We start from the raw sequence: 16538 nt of genomic DNA, 5'->3' as shown, positions 1-16538 counted from the left end.
ACTTATAAGAAAACATCGCACACAGGGATAGCATGGAAATTTTCTTTACCATACTCATCATGACCCTCGTGGTCTCACTGTCGGGGGTGGTGACACGCGTACTGCCCTTCCAGGTACCGCTGCCGTTGATGCAAATCGCCATTGGCGCGCTGCTGGCATGGCCGACGTTCGGCCTCCACGTTGAATTCGATCCAGAACTGTTTCTGGTGCTGTTCATTCCGCCGCTGCTGTTTGCGGATGGCTGGAAAACGCCGACCCGCGAATTTCTTGAACACGGGCGCGAGATCTTAGGGCTGGCACTGGCGCTGGTGCTGGTGACCGTGGTGGGGATTGGTTTCCTCATCTACTGGGTGGTGCCGGGTATTCCGCTGGTGCCAGCGTTTGCGCTGGCGGCAGTGCTGTCGCCAACCGATGCGGTAGCGCTCTCGGGGATCGTCGGCGAAGGGCGTATTCCGAAGAAAATCATGGGCATTCTGCAGGGTGAAGCGTTGATGAACGACGCGTCGGGCCTGGTGTCGCTGAAATTTGCCGTTGCCGTGGTGATGGGCACGATGGTGTTTACCGTCGGCGGCGCAACGGTAGAATTCCTCAAAGTGGCGATTGGCGGCATCCTCGCCGGGTTTATCGTCAGCTGGCTGTATGGCCGTTCGCTGCGTTTCCTTAGCCGCTGGGGCGGTGATGAACCGGCAACGCAAATCGTACTGCTGTTCCTGTTACCATTCGCGTCCTACCTGATTGCGGAACACATCGGCGTCTCCGGTATTCTGGCGGCAGTGGCTGCCGGGATGACCATCACCCGCTCCGGCGTCATGCGCACCGCGCCGCTGGCGATGCGCCTGCGCGCCAACAGCACCTGGGCGATGCTGGAGTTTGTCTTTAACGGCATGGTGTTCCTGCTGTTAGGGTTGCAGTTCCCCGGCATTCTTGAGTCCTCACTGGTGGCGGCAGAGGCCGATCCCAACGTTGAACTGTGGATGCTGTTCACCGATATCATCCTGATTTATGTCGCGTTGATGCTGGTGCGTTTTGGCTGGTTGTGGACGATGCAGCGTTTCAGCCAGCGCTTCCTGAAGAAAAAGCCGATGGAGTTCGGGTCATGGAGTACCCGCGAGCTGCTGATTGCCTCGTTTGCGGGCGTGCGCGGGGCGATTACGCTGGCCGGTGTGCTCTCCATTCCGCTGCTGTTACCGAATGGCGACGTCTTCCCGGCGCGCTATGAGCTGATTTTCCTCGCCGCCGGGGTGATCCTCTTTTCGCTGTTTGTCGGTGTCATTATGCTGCCGCTCCTGTTGCAGCACGTTGAATCAGGCGATCACACCCGGCAGCGCGAAGAAGAGCGCCTGGCGCGGGCGGCGACCGCTGAAGTGGCGATTGTCTCGATTCAGAAGATGGAAGAGCGCCTGGCGGCGGATGCCGAAGAGAATATTGATAATCAACTGCTGACTGAGGTGAGTTCGCGCGTTATTGGCAACCTGCGTCGTCGTGCGGACGGGCGTAACGATGTTGAAACGTCGAGGCAGGAAGAACAACTTGAACGCCGGTTCCGTCTGGCGGCGCTGCGCTCCGAACGCGGCGAGTTGTACCATCTGCGCGCCACCCGGCAGATCAGCAACGAAACGCTGCAAAAACTGCTGCACGATCTCGACCTGCTGGAAGCGCTGCTGATAGAGGATCGATAACCGTTGATTGCCGGGTCAGGCGACGCCGCCGCCCGGCATTATTCTGCCTTCACCCAAAACCCCTCGCAACAATCCAGCCAGGCCTGGGCGCTGTGCGACAGATACACGCCTTCCCGCCAGATCATCCCCAGTTGCCAGCGCAGATCGCTTTCCAGCGGGATCCAGCGCAGTGTCTGTTTGTCCAGCCGCTGACAAATGGGTTCGGGCAAAATCGCCACGCCAACGCCCGCCTGCACCATCGCGGCGAGAAAATCCCATTGCCCGCTACGCACTGCAATACGCGGTTTCACGTTGTGGCGGGTAAACAGCTGCATCAGTTGACGGCTGAGGGCGAAATCTTCGTTGTAAATGAGTAGCGACTGTTGGGCGAGCTGTTCCGGCGTTACGCGGTCGATGTTAACCCAGTCGCCGTAGCGCGGCGCCAGCACACACAAGGGATGGCTGAACAGCGGCAACGTCGCCATGCCGTTTTCCTCTTCGACCGGCAACGCCGTCATAGCGACATCCAGCTCGCCGTTCATCACTGCCTGCTGGACTGTCAGCCCGCCAAACTCTGCGATTTTTAGCTCAACGCCCGGATAGCGCTGGCGAAACAGACTGATCGGCCCGGCCATCAGCATGCCGACCATCGGCGGAATGCCGAGGCGCAACACGCCTTTATGCAGGTGATTGATGTCGCTGAGTTCCGCTTCCAGCTGGCGGAATTCGCCAAGAATGGCCAGCCCGCGCTCAAACACCACGCGGCCGGTATCGGTTAACAGCAGCTTGCGGCCGTCGCGGATCAGCAGCGTGCAGCCCAGTTCATCTTCCAGATTTTTCAGCATTTTGCTGATGGTTGGCTGCGTGACGAACAGCTTTTCTGCCGCACGGGTAAAGCTTTGCTGGCGGACCACTTCGACGAAATAGCGCAGCGTTCGGATGTCCATGATTATTCCTTCAGACTATGCTAACGATGATTTTAATTCATTTCAGTCATTGTCGCGTGCTCTCTATACTCTGCCCTTTCTTTTTTGCAGGAATTTCCTTTATGGCTACGGCCTTAGCGCGCGTGACGCCGCGAGTGCTTCATCATATTCAGGTTCCGGTGCAGGTTTTACTGTATGCAGGATTATTCGTCGTGGCTGAGTATGTGGTGAGCTGGCTTAATCTGCCGCTTCCCGCCAACCTTGTCGGCATGGTGATGCTGCTGGTGCTGATTGTCTGCCGCATCATCCCGTTAAGCTGGGTCAGGGCAGGAGCGCGCTGGCTACTGGCTGAAATGTTGCTCTTCTTCGTTCCCGCCGTGGTGGCGGTGGTGAATTATGCACAACTGCTGATGGTGGACGGCTGGCGGATTTTTTTGGTCATCGCCCTCAGCACGATTCTGGTGCTGGGCACCACGGCCTGGGTAGTCGACAGGGTCTATCGTTTTGAGATGCGCAGGCTGAACCATGACTAATTTTCAGCTCAGCGTTCTGTGCCTGGCGATCACGCTCGGGCTCTATTTTGCCAACAAGCAGCTGTATCGCCGCTTTCGTAAACTGCCGCTGATGCCGCTGGTCTTCACGCCTGTTCTGCTGGTGCTGCTGCTGGTGTTTGGTCATATCTCTTATCAGAACTATATGGGGGAAACCCACTGGTTGCTGTGGCTGCTCGGTCCGGCGACTATCGCCTTCGCGGTGCCGGTTTACGATAATCTGGCGATCATTAAACGCCACTGGATGTCCCTCTCTGCCGGGGTGATTACCGCCACGCTGGTGGCTGTCACCAGCTCCGTCTGGCTGGCGCGACTGTTTACCTTGCCGGATGCTATTCAGCGTAGCCTCGCGGTGCGCTCGGTCACCACGCCGTTTGCGCTGGCGGCGGCAAAACCGCTGGGTGGTCAACCGGATCTGGTGGCGCTGTTTGTGGTGGTGACGGGCGTGTTCGGGATGGCTATTGGCGACATTCTGTTTCTGCGGCTCTCCATTCGTGAAGGCATGGCGAAAGGGGCTGGGTTCGGTGCGGCATCGCACGGGGCGGGAACGGCGCGGTCGTATGAGCTGGGGCAACAGGAAGGCGTGGTGGCGAGCCTGGTGATGATGCTCTCTGGTGTGGCGATGGTGCTGGTAGCGCCGCTGGTGGGGTGGTTGCTGTTCTGACATTCCCCGGCCCGCAGGCCGGGGAGTCATCTTTAGTGAGCGTGACCCTGCTCGATACCCAGTCCGGTCTGAGAACGAATAAACTGCGCACGGAACTGCTCGCGTTCGCGGGCGCCCTCGGCGGAGTTATCGGTCGCTGAGAAGAACCAGATGCCGATAAAAGCAATCGCTATCGAGAACAGCGCCGGATACTCATACGGGAAAATCGCTTTCTCGTGGCCGAGGATCTGCACCCAAATCGTCGGGCCGAGGATCATCAACACCACTGCGGTCAGCAGACCCAGCCAGCCGCCAATCATCGCGCCGCGCGTGGTCAGCTTCGACCAGTACATGGAGAGCAGAATGATCGGGAAGTTACAGCTGGCAGCAATGGAAAACGCCAGACCGACCATGAAGGCAATGTTCTGATTCTCAAACAAAATCCCCAACAGGATCGCCACAATGCCCAGCACCAGCACGGTGATTTTGGACACCTTCAGCTCCTGACGTTCGGTCGCGCCTTTGCGGATCACGTTGGCGTACAGGTCATGGGAGACCGCCGACGCACCAGCCAGCGTTAACCCGGCGACCACCGCGAGGATGGTGGCGAACGCCACCGCAGAAATAAAGCCAAGGAACAGGTTCCCGCCGACCGCATCGGCCAGATGCACGGCCGCCATGTTGTTGCCGCCAATCAACGCGCCCGCCGCATCTTTAAACGCCGGATTAGCGCCAACCAGCATGATGGCGCCGAAACCGATGATAAAGGTCAGAATGTAGAAGTAACCCATAAAACCGGTGGCGTAGAAGACGCTCTTGCGCGCTTCGCGGGCATCACTGACGGTAAAGAAACGCATCAGGATATGCGGCAGGCCCGCAGTACCAAACATCAGACCCAGTCCGAGCGACAGCGCGGAGATGGGATCTTTCACCAGACCGCCGGGGCTCATAATCGCCGCGCCTTTCGGGTGTACTGCCATCGCTTCACTGAACAGGTTGTTGAAGCTGAAACCGACGTGTTTCATCACCATGAAGGCCATAAAGCTGGCGCCAAACAGCAGCAGTACCGCTTTAATGATTTGCACCCAGGTGGTGGCGAGCATGCCGCCGAACAGGACGTACATCACCATCAGTACGCCGACTAGCACCACGGCGACGTGGTAGTTGAGGCCAAACAGCAGCTCGATAAGTTTGCCCGCGCCGACCATCTGAGCGATCAGATACAGGGCGACAACGACCAGCGACCCACAGGCGGAGAGGGTGCGGATCGGGCCTTGCTTCAGGCGGTAAGAAGCAACGTCCGCAAAGGTATAGCGTCCAAGGTTGCGCAGGCGTTCAGCAATCAGGAACAGAATGATGGGCCAGCCGACCAGGAAGCCGAGCGAATAGATAAGCCCGTCGTACCCGGAGGTGTAAACCAGCGCGGAGATCCCAAGGAACGAGGCGGCAGACATAAAGTCGCCGGCAATCGCCAGACCGTTCTGGAAACCGGTAATATTACCGCCCGCGGTGTAGTAATCGCGGCGGGAGCGCACACGTTTGGAGGCCCAGTACGTGATGTACAGTGTCAGCGCCACGAAAATCAAAAACATGACGATGGCCTGCCAGTTGGTGGGCTGGCGTTGAACCGCGCCGGTAATGGCGTCGGCGGCATTTGCTGCCAAAGGAAGCGTGGCGGCAAGCGCCGTCAGGACTTTCTTCATGATGCGTTCACCTCGTGCATTACAGCTTTGTTCAGACGGTCAAACTCCCCGTTCGCCCGCCAGACATAAACACCGGTCAGTACGAAGGAAATCACGATGACGCCAATCCCGATTGGGATGCCGCGTGTCACGCTGGTTCCGGCGTGAAGCGGGGTGCCCAGCCAGCCAGGCGCGAAGGCAATCAGCAAAATAAAACTGACGTAAATAATCAGCATGATGATGGAAAGCACGAAGGCAAACCGTTGCCGTTTTTCAACCAACTCCCTGTAATGCGCACTGCTCTCTATCTGCTGACAAATATCGTTATTCATCACAGAGTCTCCAGAGGTAGATAGGGCTTTTGCTTTATTCCCCTCTCCCTTGCGGGGAGAGGGTTAGGGTGGGGCATCAGGAAGGCATAGTGATGGCCTGCTTCTCTTCGAGCAGTTTTTCGACTACGCCCGGATCGGCCAGTGTCGAGGTATCGCCGAGATTGCTGGTATCGCCAGCCGCGATTTTGCGCAGGATACGGCGCATGATTTTGCCGGAACGCGTTTTCGGCAAGGAGTCAGTCCAGTGGAGCACGTCCGGCGTCGCCAGCGGCCCAATCTCTTTACGCACCCAGTTACGCACTTCGGCGTACAGTTCTGGCGTCGGTTCTTCTCCATGGTTAAGCGTCACATAGGCGTAAATGGCCTGTCCTTTGATGTTGTGCGGGATCCCGACAACGGCCGCTTCCGCAATTTTCGGATGTGACACCAGCGCGGATTCAATCTCCGCCGTTCCCAGACGGTGACCGGAAACGTTCAGCACGTCATCGACGCGGCCGGTGATCCAGTAGTAACCGTCTTCGTCACGGCGCGCGCCATCGCCGCTGAAATACATATTTTTGAAGGTCGAGAAGTAAGTCTGCTCGAAGCGATCGTGATCGCCAAACAGCGTACGCGCCTGACCCGGCCAGGAGTCGGCAATCGCCAGATTCCCCTCGGTCGCGCCTTCCAGCGGATGGCCTTCGTTATCCACCAGTACCGGCTTAACGCCGAAGAAGGGACGGGTCGCGGAACCGGCTTTCAGTTCGATAGCGCCGGGAAGCGGGGTGATCATGAAACCGCCCGTTTCGGTCTGCCACCAGGTATCCATCACCGGGCACTTCTCATTACCAATTTTCTTCCAGTACCACTCCCAGGCTTCCGGGTTAATCGGCTCGCCCACGGAACCGAGAATTCGCAGGGAGGAACGGTCGGTCCCTTCAATTGCTTTATCCCCTTCCGCCATCAGCGCGCGGATCGCCGTCGGTGCGGTATAGAGAATATTGACCTTATGTTTGTCCACCACCTGACACATGCGCGCCGGAGTCGGCCAGTTTGGCACCCCTTCAAACATCAGTGTGGTGGCGCCGCAGGCCAGCGGTCCGTACAGCAGATAGCTGTGCCCCGTCACCCAGCCCACATCCGCAGTACACCAGTAGATCTCGCCCGGGTGATAATCAAACACGTATTTAAAGGTGGTCGCGGCATAAACCAGGTAACCGCCGGTGGTGTGCAGCACGCCCTTCGGTTTTCCGGTGGAGCCCGAGGTATAGAGGATAAACAGCGGATCTTCGGCGTTCAGCGCAACCGGGGTGTTCTCCTCGCTCGCCTTGTTGATAAGGTCGCTCCACCACAGGTCGCGGCCGGCTTCCCAGTCGATGTTTCCGCCGGTGCGTTTCAGCACCACAACGTGTTCAACAGTTTTTACGTTCGGGTTTTTCAGCGCGTCGTCGACGTTTTTCTTCAGCGGAATACTGCGTCCGGCGCGGACGCCTTCGTCGGCGGTGATCACCAGACGGGAGTTAGAATCAATGATGCGCCCGGCGACCGCTTCCGGTGAGAAGCCGCCAAAAATCACTGAGTGGATGGCGCCAATGCGCGCGCAGGCCAGCATCGCCACCGCCGCTTCAGGCACCATCGGCATATAGATAGCGACCACATCGCCTTTTTTGACGCCCAGATCCAGCAGGACGTTGGCAAAACGGCAGACATCGCGATGCAGTTCGCGATAAGTAATGTGTTTGCTCTGCGTGGCATCATCACCTTCCCAGATGATGGCCGTCTGATCGCCACGTTTGGCCAGGTGACGGTCGAGACAGTTCGCCGCCAGGTTCAGTGTGCCGTCTTCGTACCATTTGATCGAGACGTTACCTGGCGCAAAAGAGGTGTTCTTTACCTTCTGATACGGCGTGATCCAGTCAAGAATTTTTCCTTGCTCACCCCAGAAGGCATCCGGGTCAGCCACGGACTGCTCATACTTCGCCTTGTACTGTTCCGGGTTAATCAGGCAGTTGTCCGCAATGCTGGCGGGAATAGCGTGTTTATGTATTTGGCTCATGGCTTTTATTCTCCTTGTAAGATGTTAATAATATGTCAAATAAACGTTAATTGTAGGATGATCTATCACTTTTGTTTATTATTTGCGCGACGGATCACGCAATCAATGAATTGTATGAAAATGCATCAAATGAATCTTAGATAAGAAATAATTGCGGATTTGAATTTATAGAAATGATGAATTCAAAAAGTTTTTTATAACAAATAGTTATGCAATCTAAATGAAATAAACTCGTACGTTTATGCACTTCAGCAGACAAAAGCCCCATTCTGAAAGGGTTGCGCAGCATGCCATGCAAATGATACTGATATTGCGCGTTAAAAAACCCCACTAACAAACGCAACACAATTCATACCCCTTTCAGCAGGTGTCATTCATTTAAGGAATGACATCTCTCATTGAGGAAGTCTGTAGTCATGAAAACAACAAAAGTCAGCCTGGCCTGGCAAATCTTGCTGGCGCTGGTGCTGGGTATTCTGCTGGGCAGCTATCTGCATTACCAAAGTGACAGCCGCGAGTGGCTTATCGCGAACCTGTTATCTCCGGCCGGAGATATCTTCATCCACCTGATCAAAATGATTGTGGTGCCGATCGTGATTTCGACGCTGGTGGTCGGGATTGCGGGCGTAGGCGATGCGAAGCAACTCGGGCGCATTGGTGCGAAAACCATTCTCTATTTCGAAGTGATCACGACCGTTGCCATCGTGCTGGGCATTACGCTGGCGAACGTTTTCCAGCCTGGCGCGGGCATTGATATGTCGCAACTGGCGACCGTGGATATTTCGAAATACCAGAGTACGACGGCGGACGTGCAGAGCCACGCGCATGGCCTGATGGGTACGCTGCTGTCGCTGGTGCCGACCAATATTTTCGCTTCCATGGCGAAGGGCGACATGCTGCCGGTGATCTTCTTCTCGGTGCTGTTTGGGCTGGGGCTGTCGTCACTGCCGTCGTCGCACCGTGAGCCGCTGGTGACGGTTTTCCGCTCCATCTCTGAAACCATGTTCAAAGTGACGCACATGGTGATGCGCTACGCGCCGATTGGGGTGTTCGCGTTGATTTCAGTGACAGTGGCTAACTTCGGTTTCGCCTCGCTGTGGCCGCTCGCCAAACTGGTGGTGCTGGTTTATGTCGCGATCCTGTTCTTTGCGCTGGTGGTGCTGGGTCTGGTGGCGCGGGTGTGTGGTCTGAGTATCTGGACGCTGATCCGTATTCTGAAAGAAGAGCTGATTCTGGCGTACTCCACCGCCAGTTCCGAGAGCGTGCTGCCGCGCATTATCGAGAAAATAGAAGCCTACGGAGCGCCCGTGTCGATTACCAGTTTTGTGGTGCCGACCGGTTACTCTTTTAACCTTGATGGCTCCACGCTCTACCAGAGCATCGCGGCGATCTTTATCGCGCAGTTGTACGGCATTGATCTGTCATTGGGTCAGGAAATCATCCTGGTGCTGACGCTGATGGTGACGTCGAAAGGGATTGCCGGTGTTCCGGGCGTCTCCTTTGTGGTGCTGCTGGCGACGCTGGGCAGCGTTGGGATCCCGCTGGAAGGTCTGGCGTTTATCGCCGGGGTTGACCGTATTCTCGACATGGCGCGTACGGCGCTGAACGTGGTGGGTAACGCGCTGGCGGTACTGGTTATCGCCAAATGGGAACACAAATTTGACCGCAAAAAAGCGCTGGCTTATGAGCGTGAGGTGCTGGGCAAATTTGATAAAACGGCAAATTCATAAGACTGTACCTGCCGGGTGGCGCGAAGGCGCACCCGGCCTGTTAGCGGCTGAGTCGGTTATTTGTTGCTCAGCCGATCAAACTCCTCGCAGCCGGTATCAAACCCCTCCATACAGCTCAGGTTGAGCCACTGAAGCGCTTTCTGTTTGTTCGGTGTGATAAACCCTTTCTCCCCCTGCAGGAACATCATTCCTGCCCAGTATTCAGCATAACCGGTACGCGAGAGTGTTGAGCTGCGTTTGAAGTACCAGGCGGCTTTGACGTCGTCCTCAGGCAGCGGGCCGCCGTTAGCATAGATGAGCCCCAGCAGCATTTGCGCATCGACGGCGGCATCGCTTTCGATATTCTTCGCCGCATTCTCCAGCAACCTGATAGCCCGGGGATAGTCCGGCTTGCCCGCCTCGCTGTTAACCAGAACGCGGGCGAGGATGATATCGCCGATTTTACTGCCAGCGAGGCTTGCTTGTTCAGCCAGCGTTTTTGCCGCGACGATATCTTTTTTCAGCGACATTTGCGCCAGCAGCGCGATGGCATCGGCATTGCCGTTTTCCGCCGCCTTTTCAGCCCAGTAGTGTGCTTTCTGCTCATCGCCGGAACTGTAGTACGTGTCGGCGAGAAGGTATTGCGCGTGCGCATCGCCCGCCTGCGCCTGCTGTTGAAACTGGCTACCGATGTCGTCTGCATGTAATGGAAATACAAACAAAAAAAGTAATAAATAGAGATATTTCATTTTTAGTTATCTTCAGAGTACAGAGCCCGCAGTATAATTGGCTGGCAGGAAAAATAAAACGGGTGCGTTAAGACCTCTGACCCCTCATTATTAACAAAATGCCTGACAGGTATTTAAATGGCGTCATGCCTTTTACTCCTAATGAGTTAATTCCATTAAGAAAAAATTACATTTCTCTGGAGTCGGGATCGCATAATTTAAATATAAAAAAGGGGTGAATTAATTCACCCCTTATTATTAGCGAAAGTAATTAATTCAGCCCATTGCAGTTTCACGCAACCGGGATTTCAATTTATTATATTCGTCGATCACGTACTGTTCCGCGGCGCGTTGATCAGCAATAGGTTCAACACGAACAGCACAGTATTTATACTCCGGCGTTTTAGTTATCGGGCTCAGGTTTTCCGTCACCAGTTCGTTACAGGCGCCAATCCACCACTGATAGGTCATGTAAACCGCACCTTTGTTCGGGCGGTCGCTGACTTTCGCACGGGTAATGATTTTGCCTTTACGGGAGTTCACCCATACCAGCGCTTCATCTTCAATGCCCAGACGCGCGGCGTCAGAGGTATTGATTTGTGCATAGCCGGGTTCATCTGCCAGCGCCGCCAGCGCAGCACAGTTACCGGTCATCGAACGACAGGAGTAGTGGCCGACTTCACGCACGGTGGAGAGCACCATCGGATACTCATCAGTGAGTTTGTCGATGGGCGCCACCCAGTCGCAGGTGAAGAATTTCGCCAGCCCGTTATCGGTATCGAATTTCTCTTTAAAGAGATACGAGGTGCCCTGATCGGCGTCTGACTCATCGCGGCACGGCCACTGGATGTAACCCAGTTCGCCCATTTTCTCATAGGTTGCGCCGAAGAAATCCGGGCAGAGATGCCGCAACTCATCCCAGATCTCCTGGGTGTTGTTGTAGTGCATCGGGTAACCCATGCGTGTGGCGATTTCGCTGATGATTTGCCAGTCCGTTTTCAGATCCCACTTCGGCTCAACAGCCTTAAAGAAGCGCTGGAAGCCGCGATCTGCCGCGGTGTAGACCCCTTCGTGCTCGCCCCAGGAGGTGGAAGGCAGGATGACGTCCGCCGCCGCGGCGGTTTTGGTCATAAAAATGTCCTGCACGATCACCAGCTCCAGATCCTCAAACCCTTTGCGAACAGCAGAGAGTTCGGCATCGGTTTGCAGCGGATCTTCACCCATGATGTACGCCGCACGCACTTCGCCGTGTGCCGCGCGGTGCGGCAGCTCGCTGATGCGATAACCGGTGTGGGCAGGCAGACTTTCCACGCCCCAGGCTTTGGCGAACTTCTCGCGGTGTTTTTCCTCTTTGACAAACTGATAGCCCGGGAAGGTATCCGGTAATGCGCCCATATCGCAGGCGCCCTGAACGTTGTTCTGGCCGCGAACCGGGTTAACGCCAACGCTCGGCTTACCGAGGTTGCCGGTTAACATGGCGAGACTGGTCAGTGAACGGACAGTTTCTACACCCTGATAGAACTGGGTGACGCCCATCCCCCACAGGATCGCCGCGGATTTCGCCGTGGCGTACATTCTCGCGCACTGACGAATCTGCTGCGCGCTGACGCCGGTGATCTCCTCAACCGACTCCGGCGTGTAGCCTTCGACGATTTTACGATACTCTTCAAAGCCTTCCGTACGGGCCGCAACGAACGCGTTGTCGTACAGATTTTCTTCAATGATGACATGCCCCATGGCGTTAAGCAGCGCGATGTTCGAGCCGTTTTTTAACGCGACGTGCATATCCGCAATGCGCGCAGTTTCAATTTTGCGCGGATCGCAGACGATAATTTTCGCCCCATTGCGTTTGGCGTTAATCACGTGATTCGCCACAATAGGGTGTGAATCTGCCGGGTTGTACCCGAAGATAAACACGAGATCGGTGTTATCAATCTCTGTGATGGCATTACTCATGGCGCCATTACCGACCGACTGGTGCAGACCTGCAACCGAAGGGCCGTGTCAGACGCGAGCGCAGCAGTCGACGTTATTGGTACCAATAACGGCGCGCGCAAATTTTTGCATCACATAGTTGGTTTCATTACCCGTTCCGCGTGAAGAGCCTGTCGTCTGAATGGCGTCCGGGCCGTACTTCTCTTTGATGGCGCTCAGACGGGTGGCGACGTAATCCAGCGCTTCGTTCCAGGAGACGGACTCCAGCTTGCCGCCGCGCTGCCGGCGAATCATGGGGGATTTCAGACGGGGGGTGAGGATTTGCGTATCGTTAATGAAATCCCAACCGTAATACCCTTTCAGACAAAGCGTACCCTGGTTGGTTTTCCCCTGCGCTGCCTCAGCCCTGACGATTTTGCCGTTATCCACCACCAGATTGATTTTGCAACCTGATGCGCAGTACGGGCAAACCGTGACGACTTTTTTCATCGGTCTCGCTCCAGTTAATCAATTTACGCTCTCGCGCTTTCACACTGATTATGCATCTTCTATGCCATGTTTTTATTGTGGGTATCCCCTGATATTACGGGCGAGTTTTGGACGATGTCATGACGAAAAGCAGATTCTCGTCAGATTTGACGTGTCGAAATGGCTGGCAGCGGCGACGTTTCTCGAAATGATAACGCGGACTGACAAAGTGATAATCGCCGGAGCTGACAGTTTTGAGAATCCTCCACTACACGCATTGCGGGTGATTCACTACCGTGAGATCAGCCCGGCATCGAGATTAACCTTATGAAACAGCATGTAGCAGCGATTCTGTTCAGCCTGCTCTCATTGAGCAGCCAACTGGCTCACGCGGATGTGATTGACGACGCGATTGGTAATATCCAGCAGGCGATTAACGACGCCTGGAAACCCGACAACAACCGGGACTATGACGACGATCGCGATCGTGATGAGGGCTGGGAGCGGCAGATGAGCGACGATCGCCGCCGGCAATATGACGACCGTCGTCGCCAGTTCGAAGACCGACGCCGTCAACTTGATGACCGCCAGCGCCAGCTCGATCAGGAGCGACGCCAGCTGGAAGACGAAGAACGTCGTTTTGAGGATGATTACGCCCGTTAATCCAGCATAATCTCCATGCCGTCAAACCCCGCTTCTATACCTTCCGGGAGTGGATTGTCCATCATCCAGACATCGAAACGATGGCTGATATGCGTCAGGATCACCCGCGGGCAGCCTGTCTCTGCTTTGATCGTGATAATCGTATTGAGATCGTTATGGTTGCGCGGCGTTTCGTCGCGCGGCTCGTGGCTGCAGTCAATCACCATCACCTGCGGATGATTATTGCGCAGAAACGTCAGTGTCTTGTCGGGCAGCCCGGCGGTGTCGGTAAGCCACGCGACGCGGCTGTGTGCAGACTCCAGCAGATAGCCGAAGGTCAGTTTTGAGTGGATAAGCGGCAGCGGCGTGACCTGAAGCCCCTGCAGGTCAAACACCACGAACGGTTCCACGGTGTGGCTGAAATCCAGGATCCCCGGGTGTTTAAACAGATCGTCGCAACCCTCTTCGTCTGGCGGTCCGTAAACCGGAATGGGTTCGTCAATGCCCCAGCGCAGCGGAAACAGCCCCTGAACATGATCCATATGGTAGTGGGTGAGTAAAAACTGGTGAAAACTGCCAGCGGGGTGATGTTCCATCAGATCGGGGATCCCGGCGTCCAGCAGGGTGACGGCATCGTTGTAGCTCACCACACCGCTGCACGGACGGCGACGATGTTGAGGATACTGGCGGGCGCGGCGGCAGGCGGCGCAATCGCAGCCAAAGACCGGAACTAACTGCGCGCCTCCGGTGCCGGTTAAGCGAAGAATCAGACTCATCATTCCTCCTTACAGCATGTCCCCTGGATCAGGTTACAGGCAGGCATGAGGGTTCTCTTGTGACGCAACGGGCTGGCGGATCAGGGATAAAAAGGTCTCCACTGACTGTAGCAGACTTCCGTTGTTATTCAGCATATGGCAGTTATCCGGCGTATAACGCGCCGCCCGGGCCAGACGCTGGTCGATCTCTTTGGCGTTCTCGCGACCACGAAGCTCAAGCCGCTCGCGCAATACCTCAGGCGACACATGCAGACAGACCGGCAGCAGCGCCGTGCCGTAGCGTGCTTTGGCCTGCGGAAGATGCGCCCGCGATCCGTTCACCACCACGTCAAACCCGGCATGCAACCAGACGTCAATTTCCACGCCGACGCCATAGTAAAAATTGTTGGCGTGCCAGCTCAGGGCAAACAGCTGCTGTGCGGCGCGGGTAAAAAATTCCTGTTCGCTCAGCGCAACGTGGTTTTCGCTGCCCGCATTCCATGGCCGGGTGATGTAGCGATGCGCCACCAGAATGCGCGGATGTTCCAGTACGCGCAGCGCTTCCAGCAGACTGTCTTTACCGGAGCCCGACGGCCCCACTAACCAGACCAGCTTTCCCGCCATCAATAAACCCTCTTGCCCTGACGCCAGACATGATCGATGTGGATGTGTTCGCTTTTGCGGTGCGCCAGCACCAGGTCAGCGCGTTTACCTTCGCTGATCACGCCGCGATCGTGCAGGTTCAGCGACTGTGCCGGGTTTTTCGACACCAGGCGGATGGCCTGTGGCAGTGTGAAGGCGTTGTTGTGATCGTCTGCCACGCGAAACGCTGCATCCAGCAGGCTTGCCGGATAGTAATCGGACGACAGAATATCCAGCAGACCGAGCGAGGCCAACTGGTGTGCCGCGACGTTGCCGGAGTGCGAACCGCCGCGCACGATATTTGGCGCGCCCATAAGTACGTTCATTCCATGCTGTCGCGACGCTTCTGCCGCTTCAAACGTGGTAGGAAATTCGGCGATCACACTGCCAATTTGATGCGATTCCACCACATGATCGCGGGTGGCGTCGTCATGGCTCGCCAGTGAAATACCCCGCTGGCGGCAGTGTGCGGCGATGGCTTCGCGGTTGGGCTGCGACCAGCGGGCGGCCAGCTGCAACTGCTCTTCTTCGTAACGCGCCATCTGCTCATCGGTCAGCTGGTATTTGCCCTGATAATACTCGCGGTACTTCTCAAGATTGGCGAACTGACGCTGTCCTGGCGAGTGATCCATCAGCGACACCAGCGTCACTGGCTCGCGATCGACCAGCTTTTCAAACAGCGGCAGGGTGGTGTGATGCGGCAGCTCGCAGCGCAAATGCAGGCGATGTTCGGCGCGATTTAGGCCGCGTTTTTGCGTCTCTTCGACGGCGTTAATCATCTTTTCAAGATTTTCCAGCCGATCGCCACCGTCGCGCACGTCGCCAATCGCGACTGCATCCAGCACAGTGGTGATCCCGCTTGAGACCATCAGCGCATCATGGCTGCTCATCGCGGAGTGGGCAGGCCAGTCCACTTTCGGACGCGGCGTAAAAAATTTATCCAGATTGTCGGTATGCAGCTCGATCAAGCCTGGCAACAACCAGCCGCCTTCACCGTCCATCGCTTCCGGCAGGCCGCTCTGGGTCTGCGCAAACGCGCGAATTATGCCATCCCTGACGTCGACAGAACCATGAACAACTTCATCTTCCAGCACTAACTTTACGTTATTGATAATCATGATGTTGTACTCATTGGATGGAGACGATCGGCGACGTGGTTACGCACCGTTTCGTCATGGAAAATACCGACAATCGCGGCACCACGCGCTTTTGCTTCGGTGATAAGCTCAACGACTGCCGCACTGTTTTTTGTATCCAGTGACGCCGTAGGTTCGTCGAGCAGCAGAATCGGGTAATCGACGATAAAGCCGCGGGCGATGTTGACGCGCTGTTGCTCGCCGCCGGAAAAGGTCGACGGCGCCAGATGCCACAGGCGTTCCGGCACGTTGAGGCGCGTCAGCAGGCGAGCGGCTTTGGCGGCGCATTCGTCGCGCGGCACGCCGAGGTTGATCAGCGGCTGCATGACCACGTCCAGCGTGGAAATCCGCGGGATCACCCGCAGAAACTGGCTGACCCAGCCGATGGTGGATTTACGCACTTCCACCACTTTTCGCGCGGGTGCCGTGACCAGATCAACCCACTCGTCGCCGTGCTTAATGTGGATATGACCGTCGTCGGGCAGGTAATTGGCGTACAGGGAACGCAGCAGCGTGGATTTACCGCTGCCGGAATGACCATGCAGCACAACGCATTCGCCGGCACTGACGGTCAGCGATGCGTTCTGTAACACCGGCAGACGCACGCCGTTTTGCTGGTGGAGCACAAAGGTTTTACTCACGTTTTCTACGTGGATCATGTTGGCCTCGTGGTTCGATTGCCGGATGGCGGCTTCG

Annotated in this window: 15 protein-coding genes; 5 read left to right on the top strand and 10 right to left on the bottom strand. The window is 56.2% G+C overall.

What is annotated here, in order from left to right:
- The first annotated feature begins 32 nt into the window (after window positions 1–32).
- On the top strand, window positions 33–1679 hold the full coding sequence (locus QMG90_RS20360) for a Na+/H+ antiporter (protein WP_283281501.1): 1647 nt from the start codon (window positions 33–35) through the stop codon (window positions 1677–1679).
- Window positions 1680–1717: 38 nt separating this feature from the next.
- On the opposite strand, the gene QMG90_RS20355 is transcribed toward QMG90_RS20360, so the two are convergent.
- A complete protein-coding gene (locus QMG90_RS20355; protein ID WP_283281500.1) occupies window positions 1718–2605 on the bottom strand; it encodes a LysR family transcriptional regulator in 888 nt (295 codons plus the stop codon).
- 101 nt (window positions 2606–2706) lie between these two features.
- On the opposite strand from QMG90_RS20355, the gene QMG90_RS20350 reads away from it, so the two are divergent.
- Both QMG90_RS20350 and QMG90_RS20345 read left to right on the top strand, forming a co-directional pair.
- Window positions 2707–3117 (top strand): CidA/LrgA family protein, encoded by a 411-nt coding sequence (locus tag QMG90_RS20350; protein WP_283281499.1) that lies wholly within the window; start codon window positions 2707–2709, stop codon window positions 3115–3117.
- Window positions 3110–3799, top strand: a complete 690-nt coding sequence (locus QMG90_RS20345; protein WP_283281498.1) for an LrgB family protein — start codon at window positions 3110–3112, stop codon at window positions 3797–3799. The genes QMG90_RS20350 and QMG90_RS20345 overlap by 8 nt, the downstream gene beginning before the upstream one ends.
- Window positions 3800–3831: 32 nt before the next feature.
- Here the strand turns inward: QMG90_RS20345 and actP are convergent, their stop codons facing one another.
- From actP to acs, 3 genes are all read right to left on the bottom strand, one after another.
- A complete protein-coding gene (actP, locus tag QMG90_RS20340) occupies window positions 3832–5481 on the bottom strand; it encodes a cation/acetate symporter ActP (RefSeq protein WP_054179749.1) in 1650 nt (549 codons plus the stop codon).
- Window positions 5478–5792: a DUF485 domain-containing protein gene (locus tag QMG90_RS20335; RefSeq protein ID WP_283281497.1), complete on the bottom strand. Its 315-nt coding sequence runs from the start codon at window positions 5790–5792 to the stop codon at window positions 5478–5480. The genes actP and QMG90_RS20335 overlap by 4 nt, the downstream gene beginning before the upstream one ends.
- 76 nt (window positions 5793–5868) lie before the next feature.
- Window positions 5869–7827 (bottom strand): acetate--CoA ligase, encoded by a 1959-nt coding sequence (gene acs, locus QMG90_RS20330; protein ID WP_283281495.1) that lies wholly within the window; start codon window positions 7825–7827, stop codon window positions 5869–5871.
- 416 nt (window positions 7828–8243) lie between these two features.
- Here acs and gltP point away from each other — a divergent pair, with 416 nt between their 5' ends.
- Window positions 8244–9557, top strand: a complete 1314-nt coding sequence (gltP, locus tag QMG90_RS20325) for a glutamate/aspartate:proton symporter GltP (protein WP_283281493.1) — start codon at window positions 8244–8246, stop codon at window positions 9555–9557.
- 56 nt (window positions 9558–9613) lie between these two features.
- On the opposite strand, the gene QMG90_RS20320 is transcribed toward gltP, so the two are convergent.
- Entirely contained in the window at window positions 9614–10285 is a 672-nt protein-coding gene (locus QMG90_RS20320; RefSeq protein ID WP_283281491.1) for a tetratricopeptide repeat protein, read from the bottom strand.
- Between the two features lie 255 nt (window positions 10286–10540).
- Window positions 10541–12688, bottom strand: a complete 2148-nt coding sequence (gene fdhF, locus QMG90_RS20315; RefSeq protein WP_283281489.1) for a formate dehydrogenase subunit alpha — start codon at window positions 12686–12688, stop codon at window positions 10541–10543.
- A 306-nt stretch (window positions 12689–12994) separates the two neighbouring features.
- Between fdhF and yjdP the strand changes: the two genes are divergently transcribed.
- The gene (gene yjdP / locus QMG90_RS20310; protein ID WP_283281487.1) at window positions 12995–13330 is read left to right on the top strand and encodes a DDRRRQL repeat protein YjdP; all 336 of its coding nucleotides are present in this window, start codon (window positions 12995–12997) and stop codon (window positions 13328–13330) included.
- On the opposite strand, the gene phnP is transcribed toward yjdP, so the two are convergent.
- From phnP to phnL, 4 genes are read right to left on the bottom strand one after another with little or no spacing between them, the layout of a single operon-like run.
- Window positions 13327–14085 carry a phosphonate metabolism protein PhnP gene (phnP, locus tag QMG90_RS20305; RefSeq protein ID WP_283284013.1) on the bottom strand — a complete coding sequence of 253 codons (759 nt, stop codon included), beginning with the start codon at window positions 14083–14085 and terminating at the stop codon, window positions 13327–13329. The two genes, yjdP and phnP, sit on opposite strands and share 4 nt — an antisense overlap.
- Before the next feature lie 33 nt (window positions 14086–14118).
- Window positions 14119–14688, bottom strand: coding sequence for a ribose 1,5-bisphosphokinase (phnN, locus tag QMG90_RS20300; protein WP_283281485.1), 570 nt, complete (start codon window positions 14686–14688; stop codon window positions 14119–14121).
- Window positions 14688–15824, bottom strand: coding sequence for an alpha-D-ribose 1-methylphosphonate 5-triphosphate diphosphatase (phnM, locus tag QMG90_RS20295; protein WP_283281483.1), 1137 nt, complete (start codon window positions 15822–15824; stop codon window positions 14688–14690). Before phnM ends, phnN begins: the two co-directional genes overlap by 1 nt.
- Window positions 15821–16501 carry a phosphonate C-P lyase system protein PhnL gene (gene phnL, locus QMG90_RS20290; RefSeq protein ID WP_283281482.1) on the bottom strand — a complete coding sequence of 227 codons (681 nt, stop codon included), beginning with the start codon at window positions 16499–16501 and terminating at the stop codon, window positions 15821–15823. The genes phnM and phnL overlap by 4 nt, the downstream gene beginning before the upstream one ends.
- Window positions 16502–16538 lie beyond the last annotated feature (37 nt).

Source organism: Trabulsiella odontotermitis, from assembly GCF_030053895.1.
Taxonomy (GTDB): domain Bacteria; phylum Pseudomonadota; class Gammaproteobacteria; order Enterobacterales; family Enterobacteriaceae; genus Trabulsiella; species Trabulsiella odontotermitis_C.
Note: the sequence above shows the minus strand (reverse complement) of the source record. Positions and strands in the feature narration are given on the sequence as shown.

Excerpts from the sequence above, each read along its gene's own strand:
- QMG90_RS20360 (WP_283281501.1), top strand. The coding sequence starts at position 33 with ATGGAAATTTTCTTTACCATACTCATCATGACCCTCGTGGTCTCACTG.
- QMG90_RS20355 (WP_283281500.1), bottom strand. The coding sequence starts at position 2,605 with ATGGACATCCGAACGCTGCGCTATTTCGTCGAAGTGGTCCGCCAGCAA.
- QMG90_RS20350 (WP_283281499.1), top strand. The coding sequence starts at position 2,707 with ATGGCTACGGCCTTAGCGCGCGTGACGCCGCGAGTGCTTCATCATATT.
- QMG90_RS20345 (WP_283281498.1), top strand. The coding sequence starts at position 3,110 with ATGACTAATTTTCAGCTCAGCGTTCTGTGCCTGGCGATCACGCTCGGG.
- actP (WP_054179749.1), bottom strand. The coding sequence starts at position 5,481 with ATGAAGAAAGTCCTGACGGCGCTTGCCGCCACGCTTCCTTTGGCAGCA.
- QMG90_RS20335 (WP_283281497.1), bottom strand. The coding sequence starts at position 5,792 with ATGAATAACGATATTTGTCAGCAGATAGAGAGCAGTGCGCATTACAGG.
- acs (WP_283281495.1), bottom strand. The coding sequence starts at position 7,827 with ATGAGCCAAATACATAAACACGCTATTCCCGCCAGCATTGCGGACAAC.
- gltP (WP_283281493.1), top strand. The coding sequence starts at position 8,244 with ATGAAAACAACAAAAGTCAGCCTGGCCTGGCAAATCTTGCTGGCGCTG.
- QMG90_RS20320 (WP_283281491.1), bottom strand. The coding sequence starts at position 10,285 with ATGAAATATCTCTATTTATTACTTTTTTTGTTTGTATTTCCATTACAT.
- yjdP (WP_283281487.1), top strand. The coding sequence starts at position 12,995 with ATGAAACAGCATGTAGCAGCGATTCTGTTCAGCCTGCTCTCATTGAGC.
- phnP (WP_283284013.1), bottom strand. The coding sequence starts at position 14,085 with ATGAGTCTGATTCTTCGCTTAACCGGCACCGGAGGCGCGCAGTTAGTT.
- phnN (WP_283281485.1), bottom strand. The coding sequence starts at position 14,688 with ATGGCGGGAAAGCTGGTCTGGTTAGTGGGGCCGTCGGGCTCCGGTAAA.
- phnM (WP_283281483.1), bottom strand. The coding sequence starts at position 15,824 with ATGATTATCAATAACGTAAAGTTAGTGCTGGAAGATGAAGTTGTTCAT.
- phnL (WP_283281482.1), bottom strand. The coding sequence starts at position 16,501 with ATGATCCACGTAGAAAACGTGAGTAAAACCTTTGTGCTCCACCAGCAA.